Genomic DNA, 24,672 nt, shown 5'->3' on the forward strand with positions numbered 1-24,672 from the left:
TAAAAACACCTGCATAACTTCAAAGGTAACGAAAAATGAGGGCCTGTTACTATCTATTCGACCGCCTTTTTTTCGAAAGCAGCAGCCACCCACTTCTCTCGCACCCTATGGGTGGTCTTGCGAAAGCCAAGTGACGAGGCTTTTTCCTCAATTACTGGTAGGTCAGTTTCGTAGAAGCCGCTTAGGTACAGCTTGCTGCCTTCCGGAAGCACAGCGGCATAGTCCGGCATTTCTTCCAGCAACACATTTCGATTGATATTGGCGATGGCCAGGTCGTAAGAAGGGTTTTTTTTCACTTCCTTTACAGTGCCTAGCTGGATTTTGATATTACTGCAATCGTTGATGGCGATGTTTTCCATGCCGTTTTCTATGCACCACTCATCGATGTCGCTGGCATCGATGTGCGCTGCGCCAAGTTTAGCAGCCAAAATGGCCAATATGCCGGTGCCAGTACCAAAATCAAACACTGACTTTCCCTGCAAATCACTATCAAGCAGTAGTTCCATCATGAGATAGGTGGTGGAATGGTGCCCTGTGCCGAACGACATTTTTGGGTTGATGACTATTTCCAACGGAAAAGATGGGTCGGGTTTATGAAAAGAGGCTCTGACCCTGCAGCGGCCAGGGATTTCGATGGGGTGGTAGTTTGTTTCCCAGCTTTGGTTCCAATTTTCCTTTGGAATCTTTACTTTTTCGTAGCTGGCGATGCCAAGGAAAGAATACTTCTGGATAATTTCTTTGACGTCAGCCTCTTTGAAGCTCCCTTCCAAAATGTAGGCATTAAACCCCTCGTCAGTTTCCTCAAAGGTGTCAAAGCCAATTTCTCCCAGCTCGGCTATGAGGATATCTGCAAGATCCCTGGAGGTCTTAATTTGCAATTCGATAAAGTCCATAGTTGACCTGGATTAGGGTGGTTAACTGCCTATCTGCAGCCGGCAAATGATTCGGTGTCAGTGAAATTAACAGAAAAGTGTTGCTGGCCTTTTTCTTTGACATAATATATCGTGAAGTCGGCCATGCCCCGGTTTTTGGTGAAGTACCAAATCCCCTGTCTGTCGGCGAAAACCCTGCTGCTTTCTTTGAAAATCAGCATGTCGGCAAAAGCTTCGTTTTCATCTTCAAAAACCAGGTAGTCAGCCCTTCTTCGATCTGTTTCCACGTATATGGCACCATAAACACCACAGAAATCCTGATCTGCGGCAACCATTGGTTCGTCAACAGAAGAAAGGCTTAGACCAATTAAACCGAGGAAAACGAAAATGTTCATTTACTTCATTGCTTTTACAATGTCGACGAAGTCACGTGACTTTAGTGAAGCGCCGCCGATCAGCCCGCCGTCCACGTCGGGCTGGGCAAAAATTTCCACTGCATTGTCGGGCTTCAAACTGCCTCCGTATTGTATAGTGATCTCTTCGGCAACATTCTTGCCATATTTTCCAGCCAGATGGGCTCTGATTTCAGCATGCATTTCCTGCGCTTGTGCAGAGGAGGCTGTTTTACCGGTTCCGATAGCCCAAACAGGCTCATAGGCAATCACTACTTTTTGAAGAGCGTCTGCTGACAGGTGAAAAAGCGCTTCAGATACCTGCGCAGTGACCAACTTAATATGATCGTTGGCTTCACGCACTTCCAGCTTCTCTCCACAGCAGTAAATAGGCGTCATACCAGCTGCCAGCACCGCATCAACCTTTTTTGCAAAAAGAGCATCTGTTTCTCCAAAGTATTCTCTTCGCTCGCTGTGGCCTATGATGACAAACTGAGTGCCGACAGACTTGAGCATCGAAACTGACGTTTCGCCTGTGTAAGCACCTGACGCATGTTCGCTGCAGTTTTGCGCACCAAGCATTACGTTTTTACTTCCTGCTAAAAGTTTGCTGATAGAGTTTAAATGAATAAAAGGGGTACATAAAACCACCTGCACGTCGCTGGTCACTTCATCCTTCACCATGTTAACCACCTCGGAAGTTAGCTGATGTCCTTCTTCCAGGTTCTTATTCATTTTCCAGTTTCCTGCTACAATCTTCTTTCTCATGATTTTCATTTTAATCGGCCCCAAATATAGCTGAATATGAATATTTAGAAGACCGCATTTGAGTTAATTGTCAGGAGAGCACAAAATAAAATGCTTCATTTTCGAGGTAATACCTACAAAATCGGCACTGAGGAAATTTTCCACAAAATGTTTGGAAACATAATTCGGCATATCTACGTTTGTGCCTTCAAGTCAATTCTTAGCAATTGATTTATAAAGAAGCGTGGAGAGACAGGCTCTATGAAGCGCTAGCAACCGGCCACTCAAGGTGGTAAGGTGCTAAATCCTGATCCGTCGGTTGGCGGAGAATATAAATTGAGAGCAAAATGAAAAATCAGGAATCTCTTCTAGCGACAAGCGCTATCTCATCGCACGGCCGGTCATCGGCTCACACATTTCATGTATTAAATTTTTCATTCAGGGCGGCTTTTGCCTGCTGTTGTTGCTGTATGTGCTGCTAGGCGCTTTTGCCTTTGTCGCTTAGCAGCAAACGACGGACTATTGGCCAGGGAGCCAACCCGTTACAGGCAATTTTTTAATTCAACTTCAATTTAAAAACACCTTATAATATGTCACAATTAAGATTTGAAACACTGCAATTACATGCAGGTCAGGAAGTAGATTCAGCCACACAGTCGAGGGCGGTGCCTATTTACCAAACCACCTCCTATACATTCAAAAACTCTGAGCATGGTGCCAACCTGTTTGCCCTGAAAGAATTTGGGAACATCTACACACGGATCATGAATCCGACAACGGATGTTTTCGAGAAGAGAATAGCGGCCCTGGAAGGTGGTGTTGCTGCAGTGGCAACAGCATCGGGCCAGGCCGCACAGCTTTTGGCCTTGCACAACATTTTGGAAGCAGGCCAAAACCTGGTATCTACCAACCACTTGTACGGAGGCACTTATAATCAGTTCAAAGTTGCCTTCAAGAGGTTGGGGATTGACGTGAGGTTTGTAGAAAATGACTCACCAGCCGAGTTTGAAAAGCTGATCGACAAAAATACCAGAGCGCTCTACCTTGAAACGATAGGCAATCCGGAATTCAATATTCCCGATTTTGAAGCGATAGCAGCAGTAGCGAAGAAGCATAATATTCCTTTGGTGGTTGACAACACCTTTGGCGCCGGTGGCTACCTGTTTCGACCGCTAGAGCACGGAGCCAACGTGGTGGTTGAATCAGCCACTAAGTGGATAGGTGGTCATGGCACAAGTATCGGAGGAATCATTGTTGACGGAGGAAACTTCAACTGGGGCAATGGAAAGTTCAAGCAGTTTTCGGAGCCATCTGAAGGGTACCATGGCCTGAACTTCTGGGAAGTGTTTGGTGAAGGAAATCCACTTGGGCTGCCCAACATTGCCTTTGCTATCCGAACCAGGGTGGAGGGTTTGCGTGACCTTGGGCCGGCCATAAGTCCGTTCAATTCTTTCCTTCTGCTCCAGGGCATTGAGACACTTTCTCTCAGGCTAGACAGAACTGTGCAGAACGCCCTTGAGTTGGCGCAATGGCTGGAGAAACATCCCTTGGTTGAAAGCGTGAACTACCCGGGACTTGCTAGCAGCAAATACCACGCATTGGCCAAGAAATACCTGAAAAGAGGCTTTGGTGGTGTATTGTCATTCAAAATCAAAGGAGGTAAGGCCAACGCAGAAAAGTTTGTTGATTCGCTGAAACTCGTGAGCCACCTGGCCAACGTGGGTGACTCGAAAACGCTGATTATTCACCCGGCGTCGACGACGCACCAGCAGTTGAGCGAGCAGGAGCAGCTAAAAGCTGGGGTCGATCCTAATTTATTGCGACTGTCGGCTGGTACCGAGCATGTAGATGACATTAAAGCTGACTTGATACAGGCTTTTGACCAGCTGAAAAAGTAAATTTTAGTTAATTATATATACAGGTTAATTGATGACTTACCTCCCGGCTATACATCCAGTGGCCGGGAGGAATTTTAACCCAAAAGAAGAGGACTTAGTGAAAATAACCGAGGAATTATACAGATCGACCCAGCCATTGAAACTTGAGTCCGGTCGGGAATTGACAGAGTACCATTTGCTCTACACGACATTTGGTAAACTAAACCCCGAAAGGAACAATGTTGTGTGGGTGTGTCATGCGCTTACTGGCAACTCGAATCCTTCAGAGTGGTGGCCCGGTTTGTTTGGGCCTGGTAAGGTGTATGATCCCGAGAAGTTTTTTGTGATCTGTGCCAACATGCTGGGGAGTTGTTACGGCTCAACCAATGCACTCGACAAAAATCCCGCAACAGCCAAACCTTACTTTCACGATTTTCCCACACCCACCAATAGAGACATAGTTGGCGCTTTTATTCAATTGAGAAAATCCCTTGGCTTTGAAAAAGTCCACACCCTGATTGGCGGCTCTATGGGGGGGCAGCAAGCACTGGAGTGGGCCATTATTGAGCCTGACGTGTTTGAAAATCTCATTGGTGTTTCCACCAACGCCCACCATTCACCCTGGGGCATTGCTTTCAACGAGTCGCAGAGGATGGCGATTGTGAACGACGCAACCTTTAAAGAAAGCAAACCGGATGCAGGACTTGAGGGAATGAAGACCGCCAGAACAATCGCCCTGCTTTCCTACAGGCACTACCTCACCTACCAAAGAACCCAGGAGGAGGACACAACAGAAAAAACGGATGACTATTTGGCGTCGAGTTATCAGCAGTACCAGGGAGAAAAGCTGAAGAAACGATTCAATGCCTATAGCTACTGGAGGCTATCAAAAGCGATGGATTCACATAACGTAGGCAGAGGCAGAGGCAGCATTGAGAAAGCACTTTCGCAGATAAAAGCCAACTCACACTTTGTTGGCATCAGGTCCGACATTTTGTTTCCCATAGATGAGCAGGTTTTTTTGGCCTCCCACGTAGACGATGCCTCGCTGGATATCATCGATTCGCTCTATGGACACGATGGATTTCTGATAGAATGGGAAGCCATCGGCGCTTCTATAGAGAAGTTTTACCGGAGGGTGATGGTGGCGGTGTAGCTATGCTTCTCCTGCCTCTGTCAAAAGCTGCCTGACGACGTGTGTGGAAAATCGGAATTTGTGTTCTGAAAGCTGATCCACCATCTCACGCACACTTGGAATAATCTTTTTATCTTTTGCGAGGAGGAGGACTCTTAATGATCCTATAATTTCCAGGCCCAGGTCGGTGGCAACTTTCCTTCCTTTCCGCTCGTCAAGGATTAGAATTGAACCAGGTGTTTTTAGAGCAAGCGAAATTGAACTTGCTTCTCCCAAATCGAGCGTTTCAAGAATGCTATGACTGAACGGGGCGGCGCTGATTTGACCTTTATCCATTCAGGTACAGCATAGCCAAACTCTGAGAGAACCTGCTCAGTAATGATCACCTCATGAAATAACTTTTGAAGGATGTCTAGCCTGTCAATTCGTTGATAAGCAATTAGACAGCTTGTGTCGGAGATAATAATCTCAGCCATTGGGAAACGGCCTCTTCAGGTCATCTGCTGTTTCTCCGAAAATCGACACTCCGTAGTTGCCAACGGTTTCAATAAATTCTCGTTTGGAGATGCCAACAAAGGTGGCAGCCTGGCCAGATGACAATATCCCTTTTTCGAAGAGTGATGAAGCAACGATCATTTTGACTTCTTTCTCGTCGGTTTCTTCCGGAAGATTGAGCGTAATTGTTTTCATGTAAGACAAATATAATGCAAAATCGACTAAACGGATCTCAACAGTGCCTTCTCCCCCAATTCTCTCAGTACCATGAGTAAAAAGTCAATATCGGCTTTTGTTCTTCTGTAATTATTGCAGTTGATGCGCAAAGCAGGTCTGTTATTAATACGGGTACCAGCAAAAAAGATGCGCCCGTCTTCTTCAATCAGTTCAAGTATCCGCTCGTTTACTGCGTCAACTCTTGCCTGGTTACTCTTTATTCCATCGTTCTCCGACACATAACGGAAGGTAGCTATCGACAAATTGGCTGGCCCCAGCATTTCGAAATCATCGGAGGCATTCACTAGCTCCTGGAAATACCTCACTACTGCAATATCATTCTCGATTGCTAGTCGCAGTTTTTTCGCCCCGTAGGCTTTGAACGTCATCCATACCTTGAGCGCTTTAAAGTCTTTGGTGAGCTGTAGCGTCAAATCCATTAGGTCTTCTCGCTCCGTTTTTTCCAAACCTCCCCGAAGGTAGTCGGGCACCAGGCTGAAAGTGTTTTTGAGGTGCTCTTTTTTTCTGACAATGACAGCGGCCACTTGAAACGGCACATAGAGCCATTTGTGTGGGTTCACAAGAACTGCATCTGCCTCACTCATGCCCCTAAAAAGATGGCCAGCAACAGCGGTGCCAGCCGCCGGCCCGCCGTAGGCAGCGTCTACCATGTACCACAATTTATATTTTTTGGCGAGGGCTGCGAGTTTATCCAGCTTGTCGATGGCGCCGTTGTTGGTGGAGCCCGCAATGCCAATGACACCAATGGGCAATAAGCCTTCGTTCAGGTCTTTCTGAACGGCTTCTTCCATCAAATCAACCCTTACCTGAAACTGACCATCTACAGGGATTTTCCGAAGGTAGTCTTTGCCCATACCCAGCAGGTCCATGGCCTTGTCGAAGCTGGAGTGACCCTGACTAGAAACATAGACCGTCATGGGCTTTTGGCCATAAAGGCCCTTCTGAGAAAGAGAAGCAGGCCCCATCACTTTTCGCATCACAGCCAGGTGCAGGAAGTTACCTTCCGAACCTCCACTTACCAACACACCTGCGCTATCATCAGGATAACCCATGAACTGGCAGAGCCATTTGATGACAATTTTCTCCATTTCTGAGTTGGCTGGGGCGTTGTGCCATTTCAGGTTGTTTTGGTTCAGCCCAGCTTTTAGAAACTCAGCAAGTATGCCAACCTGATTGCCTCCTCCGGTGATGTAGCCATAATAATTAGGACTTGGGTTAAAATTCGACATCTCGAAAACGTCGGAGCCAACACTGGCCAGCAGCGACTCAACAGGCGTTTCTTCCTCTGGCAGCGTTTCATTGAATCGCTCCTGAATTTGCGCTGGTGTATAGTTGTGATAGATTTTGGAACCTCGGAGGCGCTTTAACCAGTCGAAGTAAATGGATACCGCTTGCTCGGTGTATTGCCGGAATTCTTTTTCCTGAAAGTCTAGATTCATTTGATGTAGAGAGTTTTCAACAGGCTTAGTTTAAGCGGATAACGTCCTCCTCTTTGAAATAAATGATTACAGGCCGGGACGCAACTTTATTGAGTAGCGGCAAGAGAATTTTGTAGGCCATTTCCTCTGCCTCCTCAAGGATACCACCATCGAGGGCAGATTTCATCATCTGTGCCTCGGCTTGAGCGTAAGCAGTGTCAATAAACTGGTTAAACTCTTTGTCTTCCAGACCAATGCCTCTTTTTAAGTCGTAAAACCTGCTTTTGCTGTGGTCAATTTTGTGGTAACAAAGCTCCGGTTTTGGTAGTTGAATCACCAGCGTGTCTCCGTCGATAATGTCCGATGTCGTCACTTTTAAAAGGTCAATACATGCTACAGCTTCTCCTGCAGCAATCAGCACCGCCCTTGAGTCGCCACCATCCTGAATCCTGAAAATGCCCAGATCCAGGTAGCGCTTGCTAAGCCTCTCTATTTCCACCACATCCTGCATCCGGTACTTCACCAGCTCTAGCTTGCCCAAAGCTTCGATTTCTTTCAGCAGCACTTGGTGTCGCTGATTCACTGTGGCCGGCTCAACAAACAACCCACTGTTGAACCACAGCACTACTCCGCCAACCAGCAAGAGCGCCCATAGCAGAATTCTGAAGATTATTTTGGGTGTAAAGATCATTGTTTGTGAAAATTATAAATTCAATTGATGCTGATGCATAAACATCATAAATAAATCGTGCCCTCGTTATTATCATTCAGCATTCTAAATTGTTAATTTGCATCTAATTACTTCAAACGAAAACGTAATATATACGGGTAATTGTCCTTTCCGAATTTAAAATCACTCAGCCATGAAAAAGTTTCTATTGATTGTTGGTGGATTCATTGTAGTCGTGCTTTTGGCGGCAGCCATACTACCATTCATCTATAAAGATGATATTAAGGCGGCGCTCGACGATGCAATTGCAGAGAATGTTAACGCCAAAGTGTATTTTGATGAGTCTCGCTTCGGCCTCACACTTTTCAAAAACTTTCCCAATCTAACGGTAACACTCGGTGGCCTGGGGGTGGTTGGCATTGATGAGTTTAAGAAGGACACACTTGCAGCAGTTGACCAGGTCGACGTGGTGGTCAACATCATGTCTGTGATCAACGGCAACTACCGTATCAGCGGCTTGTACCTCAACGAACCAAACATCTACGTGAAAGTGCTGGCCAATGGCAAAACCAATTATGATATCGCCAAGCCCTCTGAGGAACCAGTTGCCGAAGAAACCCCAACAGAAAGTGGCGATGTTCAGTTTGGCATCGACAAATGGGAAATCAAAAATGGCAACATCGTTTATGACGACGCTACCATACCTTTCTACATGGCAATGAAAGGAATGAACCACACTGGAAGCGGCGACTTTACATTGTCGGTATTTGACATGGACACATATACGGAAGTGGATAAGATGACGATATCTTACGATGGTGTGGAGTACATTTCCAATAAGAAACTGACTGCTGATATGGTCCTGAATATGGACTTGGATGCATTCAAATTCACATTCAAGGACAACAAAGTAGCGCTCAACGACTTCGGACTCAACTTTGATGGATATTTTGCCATGCCAGAAGAAGGGTACGACATGGACATCAATTTTTCATCGCCTGAAAACAGCTTCAAGTCGTTGTTGTCGCTTGTGCCTGGTATGTACAGTGATAGCTTCACCGGGCTGACAGCCTCTGGCGATACCCAGTTCAGCGGGTTTGTTAAAGGCATTTACAACGACACTCAAATGCCGGCATTCAACTTTGGCATGAAGGTAATCGACGGCAATTTCAAATATCCGGATCTGCCCTCAGCAGTCAGCAATGTGAATGTTGATATGCTGATCGACTGCGCTGATGGCAACATAGACAATACGCTGGTTGACATCAAGCAATTTCATCTTGACTTTGGCAATAATCCCGTTGATGCTAAGCTGACTATCAAAAACCTGCTGAACTACGACATGGTAGCTAACATTCAGGCAAAACTAAACCTCGGGGAGCTGGCCACTATGTTCCCTATGGAGGGCCTTGAGATGAAGGGTATTTTTAGTATGAATGCCAAATCTCAGGGCGTTTATGACAGCATTGCCAACACGATTCCAACCATTGATATGGAAATGGGCTTGGCCGATGGTTTCATCAAATATGCAGAGTATCCGATACCGATGGAGCAAATCAACATGCACACTACCATTAAAAACGAAAGTGGTAGGATGGCAGAGACAGTGGTGCTGATGGACAAATTCACCATGTTGGTAGATGGGGAAAAGCTTGAATCAACACTAAGGTTTGAAAACCTGGATGACTATACCTGGGATTTGGCAGTGAACGGAGGTATTGATCTCGAGAAAATCATGCAAATCTTCCCAATGGAGGGCATGGAACTGAAAGGCAAAATCGCTGCCAACATGCAGACGAAAGGCAAAATGTCGGATGTAGATGCCGAGAGATACGACAAGCTGGCCACAAGCGGAGGGATGACCGTAAGCAACTTCTACTATGCCGATGCTGACCTGCCCCAGGGCTTCGCTATTTCTGAATCTGAACTTAGCTTCAATCCAAAAGAAGTGCGCCTGAGTAAGTTCAATGCTACGCTTGGTCGTAGCGACATGGCCATGACCGGCGCCATTACCAACTACATGGCCTATGCGCTGAACGATGAAACCATCAAAGGCGAACTGAACTTTTCTTCAAACTCGTTTGACCTGAACGAGTGGATGACCGATGAAGACACCACTGCCACCGTGGAGGCCGACACGGCTGCCCTTGAAGTAGTGGAAGTTCCAAAGAATATCGACTTCATTCTTAGATCAAGTATTACCAGTCTGTTGTATGACAACATGGAGATCAAAAACATGAAGGGCAATATCATTGTGAAAGACGGTGTCGTAAAACTTGACAATGGTAAGTTCGACCTGATGGATGGCCTGTTTGCTATGGACGGGGAGTACGATAGCCGTGACCTGGAGAAGCCCGTGTTTGCCTTTGACTTTTCAATCACCGATATGTCAATCAAAGCAGCGTATAATACATTCACAACAGTTCAACAACTGGCGCCAATAGCTGAGAAGATGGAAGGCAAGTTCTCAACAGACTTTGTTATGGCTGGTGCTTTGGGTCAGGATATGATGCCTGTGATGGAGTCTATCCTGGGGCAGGGTGTGGTGAAAGTCGCTGAGGGTAAAGTAAATGACCTTAAAGTGCTGACCACTTTGTCGTCTGTTTCAAAACTTGGTGATGACTCAGGGACATTGAGTCTGAAAGACGTGATTATGCAAGCCGAAATCAGGGACGGAAGAGTGTGGCTGAAGCCTTTCGATGTGAATGTAGGCAAATACAAAACCACGATTGCCGGAAGTAATGGTATAGATGGCACAATGGACTACGTAATGGCTATGAATGTGCCTGCTGGTGCTGCATCTGCCGCAGCCAATCAGGCAATAGCATCTGTCACGGGAGTGAGTTCAGCTATCTCCTCCAATATTGTGATGAACTTCGGCGTTGGAGGCACTTATGATGATCCAAAAGTGACATTGAAAAGCGTAGATGCAGGCGAGGGTGGAAAATCGGCCACAGATGCTGCCAAGGCTAAGATAGCTTCAGAAATGGATGCCAAGAAAAAAGAGGCCGCACAGAAAGCTGACGCAGCCAAGGCCGAGGCTGTCAAGCAGGCTGAAGAAAAGAAAGAAGCAGTTGTGAAAGAAGTAGAGGAGAAAAAAGAAGCAGCCAAGGAGGAAGTGAAGGAGCAAGTTGAAGAAAAGAAAGAAGAAGTGAAAGAAGAGGCTGCCGACAAACTGAAAGGGCTGCTTAAGAAGAAAAAAGGAGGAGGAGAATAATTCCCGCCCTCACGAGACGTTTCAAACCCTCGGGATGTTTATTGTCCTGAGGGTTTTTTTGTATAATTATATCCAATTAAACAGCCCCAGATATGGCAAAGCAATCATATGTCGGAAGGAAAGTAGTAGTAGTCGATGGCACCCGAACGCCTTTTCTAAAGTCGGGCACGGGCTATCGGGATCTTATGGCCTATCAACTGGGCGCTGTGGCTATTTCGGGTCTTTTGAAAAAAGCCTCTCTCGATGCGGCTCAGGTTGAACGGGTGATCATGGGTACCGTGGTGCATAATATTGTGACCTCAAACGTAGCCAGAGAATGTGCCCTCACCGGAGGTATTCCTTTTACCACACCCGCACATACTGTTTCCCAGGCCTGCATTTCCGCCAACCAGGCCATTGCCCAAGGAGCTGACCTGATCAGGCTTGGTCATGCCGATGTGGTTGTTGCAGGCGGAACCGACTGTGTGTCGGATATCCCGATAGGCTTTCCCAAGAAAATGAGAACCAAGCTCTTCGCTTCTCAGAAGATTCGGTCGACCGGCGAATGGTTGAAGTTTGTTTTGTCGCTCCGTCCGTCAGACTTTAAACCAGAGGTGCCCCAGATTGCTGAGTATTCCACCGGCCGCACCATGGGCCAGGACTGCGAGTTGATGGGCACCCGATTTGGTGTTACCCGGGAAGAGCAGGATGAATTTGCTGCACGGTCGCACCAATTAGCTGCAAAAGCCGCCGGGGAAGGGATATTGGCCGGTGAGATTACTGCGGCAGAGTTTCCGCCATCATTCAAGGCGATCAAAGAGGATAATACCTATCGTGGTGATACAACTGTTGAAAAACTTGCTAAGCTGCGACCAGCCTTCGACAAAAAGAATGGGACAATAACGGCAGGCAATGCTTCCTTCCTCACAGATGGTGCCGCAGTTGTATTGCTCATGAGCGAAGAAAAAGCCAAAGCCCTGGGCTATGACACATCCGTTCAAATCAGAGACTATGTGTTCACGGGTCAGGATCCCAATGAAGAGCTTCTGCTGGGTCCGGCATATGCCACCTACAAACTGCTGCAACGACAGGCACTCACCTTGAAAGACTTGGATGTTATAGAGTTTCACGAGGCCTTTGCCTCCCAGATAGTCACTAATCTCAAGGCATTGAATTCCGACCAATTTGCAAAGGAGAAAATGGGATTGACTGCAAAAGCTGGAGAGATAAATATGGATAAATTTAACATTCACGGAGGCTCACTTTCTTTGGGTCATCCTTTTGGTGCCACTGGAGCGAGGCTGGTAACTACAGCAATGAATCGATTGAAAAGAGAGAATGGCAAGCTGGCCCTGCTGGCTGCCTGTGCAGCGGGGGCCCATGGTCATGGCATGATTCTAGAAAAGGTGTAATGCATATCTTAAAATGTGTACTGATTTCCGTCGCCCTCGGGTTGGTGCTTTTTTCATGCAAGAAAACAAAAACCGACGCTCCGGAAAGAACTACGCTCGACTCAACGCTAGCTCCGCCGGTTTCAAGACTGACCATCCCTCTCAGCTTTAGCCTGGATGAGGTAGAAGCCCTCATCAACGAAAAAATCGATGGTACCTTTCTGAGAAAGAGAGTAGCGGTCAATACAAGCGACAGTCTTTACTTTGAGCTTACTAAGCAACAGCCGATAATATTGACCTGGAAAGCACCAGACCTTCGCTATCGGGCTCATCTGAAAGTTTCAGGTCAATACATGAAGAATATTTTGGGTGTGAAAATCCAAAATCAAACGCCGATAGAGTTTGAATTGGAACTGCTCTTTAAGACGGAGCTTGGTTTTGAAAAAGACTGGAGCATCAGGCCCAAAACTGTTATTGAGGAGATAGTTTGGAAAAGCGACCCTGTGATGAATCTCGGAATTGCGACCATCAATTTCCGAAAACCTGTCGAGAAAGCGCTGAACGACCACCAGGATAGCCTTACACTGAAGCTGGATGGTTTTATGAAAGAGACCATCGACACAAGGAAAATCATTGAAAAAATCTGGAGCGACTTGCAGCAACCTATCCGACTGAAAAAGGATGAACCAAGGATTTGGCTGCTGGCCAAAGCCGAGACGCTGAAAGCAAGATGGACCCGTGGCCCTGAACGACAAATTACGGCCCAAGCGGAATTAACGGCTCAAATATCAACGCTCGTGGAAGGAGATGACCTGACCGTTGCGTCGGTGCCCTTACCTGAGTTTAGTTTTCAAACAGACCATCAGGACAGCCTGGTGGCAAACGTGCTGTGTACGCTTCCGTTTGACAGGGTCAACAAATACAGTAGAAAAAAACTTGTGGGAATGAAGATCGATTCGGCAGGTTATTCGGCGCAAATCAAGGATGTGGAGGTGTACGGTACGGAGGATGGTTTGGCCGTGAAGGTGGGGTTGACAGGCGATGTGAGGGGCGATGTGTATCTTCAGGGAAGGCCTGTGATAGATAGGGCATCCAAGAGCTTTCGGATAGAAGACTTTGACTTTGTGGTAGATTCTGATGATGCCGTTCTGGCTTCTGCCGATTGGCTGCTCCATAGCTCCATAAAGGCGATGGTTGAAAGGCAGCTTACCTATGAACTCCAGCCCTATGCCGACATGATCCCCATGCTCATCACAAGCGGAATAGAAAAGGGAAGGCTAGCGGAAAAGCTGGAGGTGTATATTGATTCATGGGAGATTATGCCACTGGCAACTCTTATTACTTCCAAAGACCTTCAAATGATTATTCAGGTGAGAGGCATGGCCGAAATAAGGCTGCAGGAAATACGAAAAGATAGTACGCAACAAAAGGCGATCAGCCAATAGAGAACTTCGTGTTTATTTGCCTTACATAATCCTAAATAATCGTCTATATTTACTCTGCATGCATACTAAAGGCCTGGGGGCGTTTCCAGGCAATTCTTAATTCAATTTATCATGGCTTCAAAAGCACAACACTCCTTTCTGACTCTTGAAAAACACGGCGACATAGGCGTGATCTGGATGGATTTGCCTGGTGAAGAGTGGAACAAGATTTCCATTGACACTGAGGCGCAGTTTCGGGAGGTAATGCAGCAGATTGAGGCAGACTCAGGCCTTAAAGCCTCTGTGCTGATAAGCCGGAAGAAGGGTTTCATGGCTGGTGCCGATATAGAGAAGTTTTTGCAAATGAAGCCGGGTGAATCGAAAGCAACAGCGCAGGCTGGCCATGCTATGCTGCGTGACCTGGAAGACTCCAAAAAGCCTTGTGTGGCTGCTATCCACGGTGCATGCATGGGTGGGGGCCTGGAAATCAGCCTGGCTTGTGCCGGACGAGTGGCGAGCAATCATAGCAGCACCATGATGGCTTTGCCGGAGGTGAAGCTAGGATTGCTTCCTGGCCTGGGGGGCACTTACCGGCTCCCAAAACTCGTGGGTGTGCAGAATGCCCTTAGTATGATTCTGACAGGACGAAATGTTTACGCTTTTCCAGCCCTTAAAATGGGGCTTGTAGATGAGTTGGTTTATCAACCTAAGCTACTTGATGCCGCTATCAAATTTGCCAGAAAGTTGTCGACAGGTCAGTACAAAAGAAAAAGCAAAATGCCCCTGCCTTCAAAGGTGCTTGAAAGCAACCCGCTGACCCGGGGAGTTATTTTCAGCCAGGCAACAAAAATGATGCTTCGCCAAACTAACGGCAACTACCCTGCTCCTTATAAGATACTCGAGTCAGTTAAATACGGATTGAGCCATACCCGGGAGCAGGCTGCCGAAAGAGAGACTGAACTGTTCGATCAACTGCTTCAGTCGCCCGAGGCATTTCAGCTGATCAATATTTTCTTTGCGATGAATGCCCTTCGCAAAAACCCGATGAAAGAGCTTGCCAGGCCAGTCAAAACTTTAGGAGTTTTAGGTGCAGGCCTCATGGGCGAAGGCATAGCGGAAGTCACAGTTCAAAATGGCACCGATATTTTGCTGAAAGACTTGCAGGAGCCAGCATCGGCCCAGGCCAAAAAGAACATCTGGTCGGTGCTGATGAAAAAGGTAAAAACAAGAGCCATCACCAAAGCGGACGCCGAAACTATCATCAACAGAGTACACACCACAACTACTTACGAGGGTTTCCACAAGGCGGATGTGATCATTGAGGCTGTGTTTGAAGACATTAACATCAAACACAAAGTGCTGAAAGAGACCGAAGCCACTCTTCGCAAGGATTGTGTTTTTGCTTCCAACACGTCAGCGCTGCCCATCACTAAAATCGCAGAAGCCTCCTCCAGGCCGGAGACAGTCGTCGGCATGCATTATTTCTCGCCAGTGCCCAAAATGCCCCTGTTGGAGATAGTTGTTACGGGTAAAACAGCCGATTGGGTAACCGCCACAGCGCTGGAAGTAGGTGTAAAGCAGGGCAAAACCTGTATCGTAGTGAAAGACGGCCCGGGTTTCTACACTACCCGAATCCTGGCGCCATTTATCAATGAAGCGCTGCTGCTCATGCAGGAAGGGGCCGATCCGTTGCAGATGGACAAGGCAATGAAGAAATTCGGCTTCCCGGTCGGGCCGATCACCTTGATTGATGAAGTAGGTATTGACGTGGGCGCTCATATTAACAAAGGCGATTTGGAAGCCTTCTTCAACAAGCGGGGGGCGAAGAGCTCCGACTTGCTGAACAAACTTGCCGAAGCGGGCTTTAAGGGCCGAAAGAACCGAAAGGGTTTTCTACAGTACGATGAGAAGACCGGCAAGAAACTGAGGGGCAAAGTGAATGATGAGGCGTTGCGCTTAATTGATAGCCGGGGAAGCAAAGCCTTTAAAGATTCCGAAATACAGGATAGGCTATCATTGATTATGATCAATGAGGCGATTTATTGTTTGCAGGAAGGCATATTGAAAAAGCCAAGAGATGGAGACATCGGGGCTGTTTTTGGGTTGGGCTTCCCGCCTTTTCTGGGTGGTCCGTTCCGGTACGTCGATGCCAAGGGAGCCAAAACTATTGTTGAGAAGATGACTCAGTTGGAGAAAGAAATAGGAGCCAGGTTCAAGCCGGCCGAATTGCTGGTGGAGCAGGCGGAGAAAGGTAAGAAGTTTTATTAGCAGTTAAGGCAGATAGTTGAAGCGTCTCGCTTGGACTGTAGAAGTCTTATTAAAAGCCCTTCAAGGGTTAAAACCCCTTGGAGGGTTGGAAAAACGACTTGGGGGAAGCCAGGCTGGTGGCACGAAAGACAGAGATTTCAGCGGACGCTGGTGCCGATAAGGTCGCACCAGTCAGGAGATTGAAGATGTAAAAATTATTAGAAATAGCATTAGATACCTACAAGAAACCATGGAAACCAAACCAGAGATAGCACGGGAAATAGTTTTGTCATTGCAGGATCGCTTCAGGCCTGAAAAATTGGAGGAAGGATTTGAAACGATATTTCACTTTGATATCGAAGGAAAAAACGGCGGGCTATTTACTGCTGTAATCGAGAAAGGCGCCTGCCGTGTCAGTCAGGGATTGGAGGGCGAGGCGAAATGCACAATAAAAACAAGCGACGCCGTATATGAAGAAATTGAGCTGGGCAAACGCAGCGCCGAAATGGCCTTTATGATGGGCAAAATCAAAGTGAGCGACCTGAACGAGATGCTGAAGTTTACGAAGCTGTTTAAGAGGTTGTTTTAGCCAGTGGCAACTGAGTTAAAAAATTTAGAACATCTTAGTCGATAAATTGACTTATGTAGAATGATGATGTTATTGTTGTAAGCTGAAAAGTATGCCTATGTTGTTGGACGTCATCAAAGCCACATTTTTTCTCTCAGTGCTAATTCTGTTGGCTCAATGCCAACCGAAGGAGGAATTGACCGAAGTGGTATTCGTCAGTCAGTTTGACCAGACTGGATTGGGGGAAATAGAAGGAGGTATTTCTTCTGACTTTAATGGCGATTGGGTTGTTGGCCCCTATAACAGAGGTGGTTTTAGTCTTGACCTTTCAGATATGCCGAAGCATGATTTTCTGGAGGTCAGCTTTACTTTGTTGTTACATGATTCCTGGGACGGCAACGCCGGTGGAGACGATGGGCCGGACCGGTGGTATATGGAACTTGACGACACTCGGATCATGGACGTCACTTTTTCCAACAGCCCTTGTGTAAGCACCTACTGCCTTTTTCAATCCTACCCAAAGCGCTTCCCCGACTTCAGCAATCCCAGAACAGGCGCCAGTTATTTTTTGCCAGGCTTTTGCCACAGGGCCGATCTGTCTGACGGAACCAGCGTGTATCAAATAACAAAGACTATAGCACACACGAGTAAGACAGCCTTCCTTCAGTTTTATGACCGTTTGGTGCAACCCAATACCGACTATCCGGCCTGCGATGAAAGCTGGTCAATGAGCAGCCTGGAAATCATGACTGTTAGGCTAGAATGATAGGGAAGGACAGCAAGCTAAACTAAATACATATCTAGTTTAACGGTGTGTCTTCACACCGGCCAAAGCCATGGCAATTGATCCCTTTATTTGAATAGCTATTTTTCTTTGATGCAAAGACACAACTCCCAACCGCCACCCGCTGCAAATTCCTTCATATCAATCTATTCCTATTTTTCTTATATCCCCAAGTCGGGTGTTTCCAACTTTCCCAAATAAATCTTTTTCCCTCCTGTAACCTTCCGTACCTTTTTCCTGAGTTTGACACGATTTTGAGTTAAGTATCTGATATATAAGTAATTAAAAAATTGCTTTCGATATACAAGATTTTATAAGTATTTGATTATCTGATCCTTATGAAAAAGGTCTGGGAGGTTCTTTTCAGCCACTGCTTGTAGTAATTGCTGTGAGATTTCAGAGGTCTTGGAGCGCAGGTAGAAGTATTGATCGGCTTGTTTGACAAGGCTGACTTGCATTTTGGACAAGTGGGTTCGGATGGTTTGCTCTGTAAGTGGGGTGCCTTGTTTGGTTAGCCGAAGTTGTAAATGGTTTAGCATGCTATAGGCGATATAGCACAGACAAATGTGACCCTGGATACGCTTATTGGTCCAGTGGAACATCGGGCGGGTTTCCAGATAGCCTTTGAAGGTACGGAAGCTATGCTCTATCTGGTATAGATGGTGGTAGTGATCCAGCACCTGTTCATGGGAGAGTCCTTTGGCGTGGTAGGCGATGGCAAGGAAGCCGTCATACTTTTCGCTTCGTTTGATTTTTTCAGTATCAACCACATACTTTTCCCCTTCGGTATTTTTGAGGTAGTAGTGATGGGCCTTCTTTTTGAGTTGCGTTGGGTTTTTGAGCAACAATTCAGCCTTACGAAGCTTTTCTTCTCTTTCTTGTCGATCTTTTTCAGCTCGCTTTTCGCTGTAGGTAGCTATGATCTTTCGCTCATTGTATTCCAGGACAGTGTAGCGCACTTTGACCGGCTCACGCTCCGAACCTACTGAAGAACTCATCCATTGATGGTGATAGTTATCCAGATCGATCAACCGGGCCTGGATGGGTTTGGGGAGTACCTTGAGCCGCTCTCCCATGATGAACTCATAGCCTTTGTCAACAGTGACTTGCAGGTTGTCAGTATTGAGCATGCCTCGGTCGGCTACCAAGACGATGTTTTCGATCTGGTATTCTTTCTTGAGGCTTTCCACCATTTCTGTGTAGGTGTATCCTTCCCACAGGTCTCCGCTATAGAGTTTGTAACCGATGGGTTGCTTGTATCTGTCAATGAGCATGGCAAAAACCACTTGTGTGCTTCCTATTTTGCCATCTTTGCTAAAGCCTTTCTGACGCAATGCTCCTTCCTGTTCTATTTCTGATTCAAAATAGAAGGTGGTCACGTCATAGAACACCACATCTAATTTCTGGTTGAACAGGTCTCTACCAGTTTGGAAAATGGTTTGCTGGATCAGTTGGCTATGGTCAGCCAGGTAGTCCAGACTCCTGTAGAGGTGTTGCAAGGACACCTGAGCCAGTCCCAGGTATTCTTCCTGGTGGAAAAAGCTACCCCGCTTGCTACAAGGATCATTGAGGCGCTCAATGAGCAGTAGTAAAACCACTTCAGTAAGAGAGAAGGTCAGCTTTTTCTTTTTGGTGATCCGCTGAAATATGCGATCAAGGCCGTAATAGTGGAGTATTTTACGGTAAACCAACAGAAAGCCGTAGTTATATCTACCTTCTTCGCTGACTTGCTCACCGAGTAAATCCTTCAGATTTCCACCACCTAATTCATAGAGCCGCTGGCCCATTCGTTTCAGAGACTCGGGCGAAAAACTGTCTACCCGCCCCAGGCTGTAAAGCGTTTTGGTGCGTGGCTTGCCATCCTGGTCACGATAAGACTCAACGATGCGGATATAATCACCTGATGGCTTCTTGTCGATAATGATACTAGGCACTCAAAATCTGTTTGAGGCAAATCAAGCCACTATCTGAAAGAAAATCAAGCGAGTTTTCGATATACAAATTTCTGAAAAGTAGTCTAAAAAGTGCCCATACACAGCGCAATGGCACTTTTTCAATTTCAGCGTGTCAAACTCAGGAGGCCTCTCCGCCAAGTAGCGACATCGCCCACAGGTTTTTGCCCTTGGCTTTGGAAGAAAGGAAGTAGATAATTTCTCCATCGGCAGAAAATACAGGATTGCTTTCCGAGTCGTCACCTCTGGTAAGCTGCACTGTTTTGAAGTTGCCGTCTTTGTCTTTGCTATTGAGCCGGGTAAGATAAATGTCGGACACAAAGCTGTCTTTGTCGGGGGCAGGTCTGCGTTTCACCCAAGCCACCAGGTTGTTGTCGTCAGAAAAAATTGCGTCGGAAAGAGACTCCTGATTGACCACATCATCTACTGTCCACTTTTGGGCGTACGAAAAATGTGCGGCAGACAATACGGCAATTGCCAGGGTAAGTAGCTTCTTCATTTTCAGGTTGGGTTAATAAGAAACGGAAATTAACGAAAGCCGTTGATACTTTATAGTATAATTTCGTCAGGGAGCGCTCAGGCTCTTCATCTTTGTCATGGCAGGTAATCAGGCTTGTCGAGCGATCCATGATAGGTGCAATCGGCACAGTCTCTTGGAACCATGTGTACAAACGCTGTCAGAAAACCGCCTACCCCATATATCAGGTATCCCTGGTCGAGGTAGTCCTGAACAGTCCAGTAGTTGACCGAATCGACTTTTTCGTAGTAGCAGGTGTTGGTGGGGAAGTCCAATTCTTTCAGCTCTTCTCTGCGTATAAATATTCTTTCTTCATCGACTGAAAGGGCTTCAAAGTAGCCGAGAACAACTTCTTCGGGGTCATTAAGGTTGCCCACGTTGCCCGGTAGTGCATATGGCTGCTTGTCAAATAATGTTCCCTGGCTTTCGCTGAGGCCTTTTAACTCTCGCCAGTATTTATAGGCGTTTTCGCTTATGGCGTACTGCTTCACCAGAATGCTGTAAAGTGAAACAAGCTCTCGCCCAAGTGTGTTAACGTATTTTATTTCAAACCTGCTTAGTACATCCCTTTCAAGTGTGTTGGTAGAAGCAATCAACACTTGCTTTGACGAATTGGTATTGTAACAGAAAACATTGGGTGAAGGATTGAAAACAGGGTGCCCAGGGTCTGTTATACGGTCACCCGGCACCCACCCATAAGAATTTGGATAGGTTGCTTTGTATTCCCAGTCTTCATTCCACTCCCATTTGTAATACCTCGTTGAATTAGTAGGATCATGCGTGTCTACCAGGATTTTTATTCCATCAACTAACAGATCTTCAACATCAGTGAACCTTACCTCTCTTTCAAAATACACACTGTCGATGGCAGGCGTTTTGATCATTCTTTCGGTGCTGGACTGATAGTGCACGCCGTCTGCCGTAACGATATCTAACGTGTATTCTGACCCAACCTGGCCAACGAAATCACCTGCTTTGCTAACATAGGCCCCGTCTGCACTTTCAGTCAGCTGATGTTCAATGGCCTCCCCCTCAAGTATTTTGACGGTTGCTCCTGTTTCTGGTAAACTTTTTTTAAGATCAATTGCCCGTGAGCGACTTAGCCTGATGACGTAGTCTTCGGGTCGATCAGTAACATATCCCTCCACCACCAATTCCCCATCACTTTCGGGTATTTCGGGCACGAATTTTTCAATGCAGCTGCTAAGTAGTAGCAGTAGTAAGTAATTGATACGAATGAGGGATTTTTTGTCACTCATACCTCAAGTGATTCATCTGTTACCAAAAATCCGGTTTTTCCAACGATCCGTAAACTCTGCAATCGGCGCATCTTTTGGGCGACATGAGAACGTACTGAACGGGATACGGCCCTAATACGGAAATAAGCCGACCTCTCGTCAGGTTGATCGGGATGTCCTGCAAGGCAACTGTGTCCAGCGAATTGGGACAGCCGGTTGAGGGGAAGGTCAGGTCTCTGAGCTGGTCAATGTCAACAAACAATCGAAACTGCGACGATTGAGCTGCATCAAAGTAACCAAGTACAGCTTCGTCAGGGTCGTTTACATTTTTGATGTTCCCACGCAATTCGTAGGGCAGGGGATCAAATAGGGTGCCCAGGCTTTCTGAGTTTTTCTTTAACTCAGACCAATAATGAAAGCCTTTTTCGTCAAGCGCAAATTGTTCTACCAATATGCTATACCTCGTTCTCAATTTGTAGTCTTCTGTGCTTACATAAGTCACTTCAAATTCACTTACCTGATCTTCTGCCAGTTGATCAGTGTCCGCAATCAAAATGTTATTCCCTCGCCTTGAACTATAGCATACCTGAGCGAAAACTTCCTTACGCTTAATGGGAAACCTCGGGTCCGGCGCCATGGAATCATAGTCCCAGGGTGCCGCATATGCCAAATAGGTTTCATAGGTTTCCGACCATTCGTACCTGTAATAATGAGTGCCCGATGTTGGGTCGTGAGCATCTACAAGAATTTTTATCCCATCCAGATTCAGACCGTCGTCGCTGATTCGCTGCTCTCTTTTGAAATAGGCACTATCGATGGGCGGAGTTAATTTTACTTCAACAGGATCCGACTGGTAGTGATTTCCGTTGGCCGTCACTATGTCCAGCATGTAGGTTTCTTCAACCATGGCAACAAACTCGCTGGGATTGCTCATGTAAAGGCCGGAATCGCCCTCTACCAGGGGATATGTTTCGCCTTCACTTCCGATAATCGATACACTGGCACCAAGCTCAGGAAGAAACTCTTCGTTATTTAGGGCCCTCGACCGTGACAAAGTAATTCTGTAGGGCTCTGCTTTATCAGAGAGGTAGCCATCTACTATTAATACGCTTTGGTAGGCAATTACTTTTGGGTCGAATTGTTCAATGCAGCTGCCTAAAAGCACAAGCAACAGTGCATTTCTGCCGGTAATAAATAGCTTTCTTTGAAAGAATATTGTGTCAGTGATTTTCAATTTTTTTGTTTTAAGGTATTAGTTAGGCCAAAAGTCAGGTTTCTTCAATGAGCCGCCATGGTAGGTGCAATCTGTGCATCGTCTGGGCAAAAACCGTGGGTCAGATGGCGGACCATCCCACACACTATAGCACGAGGGCCCTGGAAAGTTGAGATCTTTGACATCTCTTCTGGAGATAAAGATTCGCTTGTCCTGTATCGATAGCACTTCAAAATACCCTAAAACCACCTCCTCGGCGTCTGACGTATTGTAAATATTTCCCCGGATAGGGTAATGCTGAATGTCAAACAAAGAGCCAGCCATTTCGGTGGATTGCTTGATCTCCGACCAGTAGCTATAGGCTTTTTGGTCGATGGCCGACTGTTTTACCAGCAAGCTGTAATAGGAGCCAAGGCGAAACCCCTCGGTGCTCACATAATTGAGTTCATGCCTGCTTACTACATTTTTGGACAGCCCACGGGTGGTGGCAATTTGAATAATTTTGGACGTGTCGGAGTCGTAGCACGTCCATAAATTGTAATCGATGGGGAATTCTACTTTTATTTCCCAGCTTTCAATGGATGTCCATTTATAGAACTTGGTCGAATTGTTTTCGTCATGCGTGTCGACAAATAAGGCTATTCCCGACAACACTTCTTCAGCGTCAGTATACCTCTCCTCAAGCTCATAGTAGACGCTATCTATGGCCGGTGTGCTTCGCAGGAGTTCCTCGGAGGACTCAAAATGAATGCCATTTACGTCAATTTCCAGCTTGTATGTAGTGCCCGGCTGCCCTCGCCATTCTGCCGAGTCGCTAAGATATTTGCCCGGAGCCACTTCTGTAAATGGATAACATAAACCCTCAGGGGTGGTCACACAAACTGAGGCGCCAGTTTGAGGCAAAGAGTTTGAGGTGCCGAAAGGCCTGCTTCTAGAAAGGAGCACCTGATAGGGACCAGGCGTGTCGAATATGGCGGCGTCTACTACCAGCGAGTTTTCATAGTCAGTCGACTTCCCGTCAAATGGTTCGATGCACCCTTCAAAAATGAAAACGATGGGTAAAACCAGTGCTAGTTTTCTGGAGATATACGCTGAAACAATCGCTTCGCTCATAATGGCCAAAAGTCAGGTTTCTCCAATACGCCATTAAATCTACAGTCGCAGCAATCTTTCGGTGCCATATACAGTGAGATGGCCCCGTAGTCGCCGAGGTAAGCAATAACGTAGCCGGCTTCCAAATGGTCGTACACATACCTGTATTCAACTTCAAGCAAGTCCTGGCTACAGGGGTTGGTTGGGTATTTGATGTCCTTAAGCTGTTCACGGGTAATGTAGAGGCGCTTCTCTTCAACCGTGCTGGCACCAAAATAACCCAGAACGGTTTCGTCGGGGTCGTCAGTGTTAAAAACGTTTCCCCGCAATTCATAGGGCTGGGGATCAAACAAAGTACCCAGTGTTTCAGAGGTCTTTTCGAGCTCTGACCAATATAAGAAGGCTTCTTCATCGAGCGCATATTGCCGTACTAAAATGCTATAAAGAGACCTTAGCTTATAGCCATCTCTGGTTGTGACGTAGTTGAGCTCAAACTTGCTTACCTGATCGCTTGACAGCTGATTGGTAGTGGCAATATGGATGTTTCTACCTACTTCATGGTTGTAACAAAGGCCAATCTGATTTCCGTTTTCCTTTGGAAAGCCAAATTTGCCGTCCTCGTAGGTGATCCAGTCGTATGTGTTGGGGTAGGGTACTCTTATTTCCCAGTCTTCCTCCCATTCCCATCGGTAATACTTCGTGGAATTCGTGTCGTCATGTGTGTCAATAAATATGGCGGCTCCCGTAATTGTATCTCCGTCAATATCCGACAGCCTGACGGAGGGTTCGAAATAAACACTATCTATCGGCGGTGATTTTTTTAGTAAAACCGGCCTGGACTGGTAGTGATTGCCATTGTCAGTCAAAACGTCAAGCGAATAAACTTGCCCGACAACACCCTTAAAACCTCCCGCAATGCTCTGGTAAACGCCAGGTGAGGTTTCTTCAAATTCGAAACTTGTCCCCTCTTTATTTATTACCGATACAATGGCGTTTGATTCCGGGGTAGGAATGGCAACGTCGATAGGGGAGCTGCGTGTCAGTTTTATTGATGACCTGGCTTCTGCGTCTGATACAAACCCGTCAACCACAAGAACACCTTTGTAAGCTTTGGACTCGGGAGTAAAAGGCTCGGTGCATCCAATGAGGTCGAACCCTATCAAAAGAGTGCACGTCACTCTGAAGAGATTTTTACCTTTAACAAAGA

21 protein-coding genes and 1 riboswitch are annotated in these 24,672 nt (G+C 46.5%); of the genes, 8 read left to right on the forward strand and 13 right to left on the reverse strand.

The genetic code is table 11. The annotated features are described in order from the left end of the window. Positions 1 to 53: 53 nt before the first annotated feature. Genes prmA through tpiA form a run of 3 tightly spaced genes read right to left on the reverse strand, consistent with a single transcriptional unit; the run spans position 54 to position 2,032 of the window. On the reverse strand, positions 54 to 893 hold the full coding sequence (gene prmA, locus ACMVP2_RS11790) for a 50S ribosomal protein L11 methyltransferase (protein WP_416867829.1): 840 nt from the start codon (positions 891 to 893) through the stop codon (positions 54 to 56). Between the two features lie 29 nt (positions 894 to 922). Beyond that, complete coding sequence (locus ACMVP2_RS11795; RefSeq protein WP_416867830.1) at positions 923 to 1,267, reverse strand: DUF6150 family protein; 345 nt, start codon at positions 1,265 to 1,267, stop codon at positions 923 to 925. Then, entirely contained in the window at positions 1,268 to 2,032 is a 765-nt protein-coding gene (tpiA, locus tag ACMVP2_RS11800; RefSeq protein WP_416867831.1) for a triose-phosphate isomerase, read from the reverse strand. Positions 2,033 to 2,240: 208 nt separating this feature from the next. Beyond that, a riboswitch (SAM riboswitch) is annotated at positions 2,241 to 2,349 on the forward strand. Between the two features lie 252 nt (positions 2,350 to 2,601). On the opposite strand from tpiA, the gene ACMVP2_RS11805 reads away from it, so the two are divergent. Both ACMVP2_RS11805 and ACMVP2_RS11810 read left to right on the forward strand, forming a co-directional pair. Then, positions 2,602 to 3,909 (forward strand): O-acetylhomoserine aminocarboxypropyltransferase/cysteine synthase family protein, encoded by a 1,308-nt coding sequence (locus tag ACMVP2_RS11805; RefSeq protein WP_152001295.1) that lies wholly within the window; start codon positions 2,602 to 2,604, stop codon positions 3,907 to 3,909. A gap of 31 nt (positions 3,910 to 3,940) precedes the next feature. Next, entirely contained in the window at positions 3,941 to 5,044 is a 1,104-nt protein-coding gene (locus ACMVP2_RS11810; RefSeq protein ID WP_416867832.1) for a homoserine O-acetyltransferase family protein, read from the forward strand. Here the strand turns inward: ACMVP2_RS11810 and ACMVP2_RS11815 are convergent, their stop codons facing one another. The 4 genes from ACMVP2_RS11815 to ACMVP2_RS11830 form a co-directional block, all read right to left on the reverse strand. Next, on the reverse strand, positions 5,045 to 5,359 hold the full coding sequence (locus ACMVP2_RS11815; RefSeq protein WP_416867833.1) for a DUF3368 domain-containing protein: 315 nt from the start codon (positions 5,357 to 5,359) through the stop codon (positions 5,045 to 5,047). Between the two features lie 132 nt (positions 5,360 to 5,491). Then, positions 5,492 to 5,713 (reverse strand): UPF0175 family protein, encoded by a 222-nt coding sequence (locus tag ACMVP2_RS11820; RefSeq protein ID WP_416867834.1) that lies wholly within the window; start codon positions 5,711 to 5,713, stop codon positions 5,492 to 5,494. Positions 5,714 to 5,739: 26 nt separating this feature from the next. Beyond that, positions 5,740 to 7,194: a pyridoxal phosphate-dependent decarboxylase family protein gene (locus ACMVP2_RS11825; RefSeq protein WP_416867835.1), complete on the reverse strand. Its 1,455-nt coding sequence runs from the start codon at positions 7,192 to 7,194 to the stop codon at positions 5,740 to 5,742. Between the two features lie 25 nt (positions 7,195 to 7,219). After that, positions 7,220 to 7,864, reverse strand: coding sequence for a DUF4230 domain-containing protein (locus ACMVP2_RS11830; protein ID WP_416867836.1), 645 nt, complete (start codon positions 7,862 to 7,864; stop codon positions 7,220 to 7,222). A 172-nt stretch (positions 7,865 to 8,036) separates the two neighbouring features. Between ACMVP2_RS11830 and ACMVP2_RS11835 the strand changes: the two genes are divergently transcribed. The 6 genes from ACMVP2_RS11835 (at position 8,037) to ACMVP2_RS11860 (ending at position 17,435) form a co-directional block, all read left to right on the forward strand. Then, positions 8,037 to 11,060 (forward strand): AsmA-like C-terminal region-containing protein, encoded by a 3,024-nt coding sequence (locus ACMVP2_RS11835; protein ID WP_416867837.1) that lies wholly within the window; start codon positions 8,037 to 8,039, stop codon positions 11,058 to 11,060. 92 nt (positions 11,061 to 11,152) lie between these two features. Then, on the forward strand, positions 11,153 to 12,451 hold the full coding sequence (locus ACMVP2_RS11840; RefSeq protein WP_416867838.1) for an acetyl-CoA C-acyltransferase: 1,299 nt from the start codon (positions 11,153 to 11,155) through the stop codon (positions 12,449 to 12,451). Beyond that, positions 12,451 to 13,875: a DUF4403 family protein gene (locus ACMVP2_RS11845; protein WP_339784524.1), complete on the forward strand. Its 1,425-nt coding sequence runs from the start codon at positions 12,451 to 12,453 to the stop codon at positions 13,873 to 13,875. The genes ACMVP2_RS11840 and ACMVP2_RS11845 overlap by 1 nt, the downstream gene beginning before the upstream one ends. Positions 13,876 to 13,986: 111 nt before the next feature. Beyond that, a complete protein-coding gene (locus ACMVP2_RS11850) occupies positions 13,987 to 16,122 on the forward strand; it encodes a 3-hydroxyacyl-CoA dehydrogenase NAD-binding domain-containing protein (RefSeq protein WP_416867839.1) in 2,136 nt (711 codons plus the stop codon). A 229-nt stretch (positions 16,123 to 16,351) separates the two neighbouring features. Continuing rightward, a complete protein-coding gene (locus tag ACMVP2_RS11855; protein ID WP_416867840.1) occupies positions 16,352 to 16,690 on the forward strand; it encodes an SCP2 sterol-binding domain-containing protein in 339 nt (112 codons plus the stop codon). A gap of 97 nt (positions 16,691 to 16,787) precedes the next feature. Beyond that, positions 16,788 to 17,435 carry a hypothetical protein gene (locus ACMVP2_RS11860; protein WP_416867841.1) on the forward strand — a complete coding sequence of 216 codons (648 nt, stop codon included), beginning with the start codon at positions 16,788 to 16,790 and terminating at the stop codon, positions 17,433 to 17,435. Positions 17,436 to 17,764: 329 nt separating this feature from the next. Here ACMVP2_RS11860 and ACMVP2_RS11865 read toward each other — a convergent pair whose 3' ends face one another. The 6 genes from ACMVP2_RS11865 to ACMVP2_RS11890 form a co-directional block, all read right to left on the reverse strand. Continuing rightward, a complete protein-coding gene (locus ACMVP2_RS11865; protein WP_416864871.1) occupies positions 17,765 to 19,387 on the reverse strand; it encodes an IS1634 family transposase in 1,623 nt (540 codons plus the stop codon). Positions 19,388 to 19,526: 139 nt separating this feature from the next. Next, entirely contained in the window at positions 19,527 to 19,904 is a 378-nt protein-coding gene (locus ACMVP2_RS11870) for a hypothetical protein (RefSeq protein WP_416867842.1), read from the reverse strand. Between the two features lie 95 nt (positions 19,905 to 19,999). After that, positions 20,000 to 21,181, reverse strand: a complete 1,182-nt coding sequence (locus tag ACMVP2_RS11875) for a DUF4249 domain-containing protein (RefSeq protein ID WP_416867843.1) — start codon at positions 21,179 to 21,181, stop codon at positions 20,000 to 20,002. A gap of 19 nt (positions 21,182 to 21,200) precedes the next feature. Further along, positions 21,201 to 22,394, reverse strand: coding sequence for a DUF4249 domain-containing protein (locus ACMVP2_RS11880; RefSeq protein ID WP_339788531.1), 1,194 nt, complete (start codon positions 22,392 to 22,394; stop codon positions 21,201 to 21,203). A gap of 18 nt (positions 22,395 to 22,412) precedes the next feature. Then, entirely contained in the window at positions 22,413 to 23,486 is a 1,074-nt protein-coding gene (locus tag ACMVP2_RS11885) for a DUF4249 domain-containing protein (protein ID WP_416867844.1), read from the reverse strand. After that, the gene (locus ACMVP2_RS11890; protein ID WP_416867845.1) at positions 23,483 to 24,643 is read right to left on the reverse strand and encodes a DUF4249 domain-containing protein; all 1,161 of its coding nucleotides are present in this window, start codon (positions 24,641 to 24,643) and stop codon (positions 23,483 to 23,485) included. The genes ACMVP2_RS11885 and ACMVP2_RS11890 overlap by 4 nt, the downstream gene beginning before the upstream one ends. Between the last annotated feature and the right edge of the window lie 29 nt (positions 24,644 to 24,672).

The sequence above is a fragment of the Imperialibacter sp. genome (assembly GCF_048007035.1).
Lineage (GTDB): Bacteria > Bacteroidota > Bacteroidia > Cytophagales > Cyclobacteriaceae > Imperialibacter.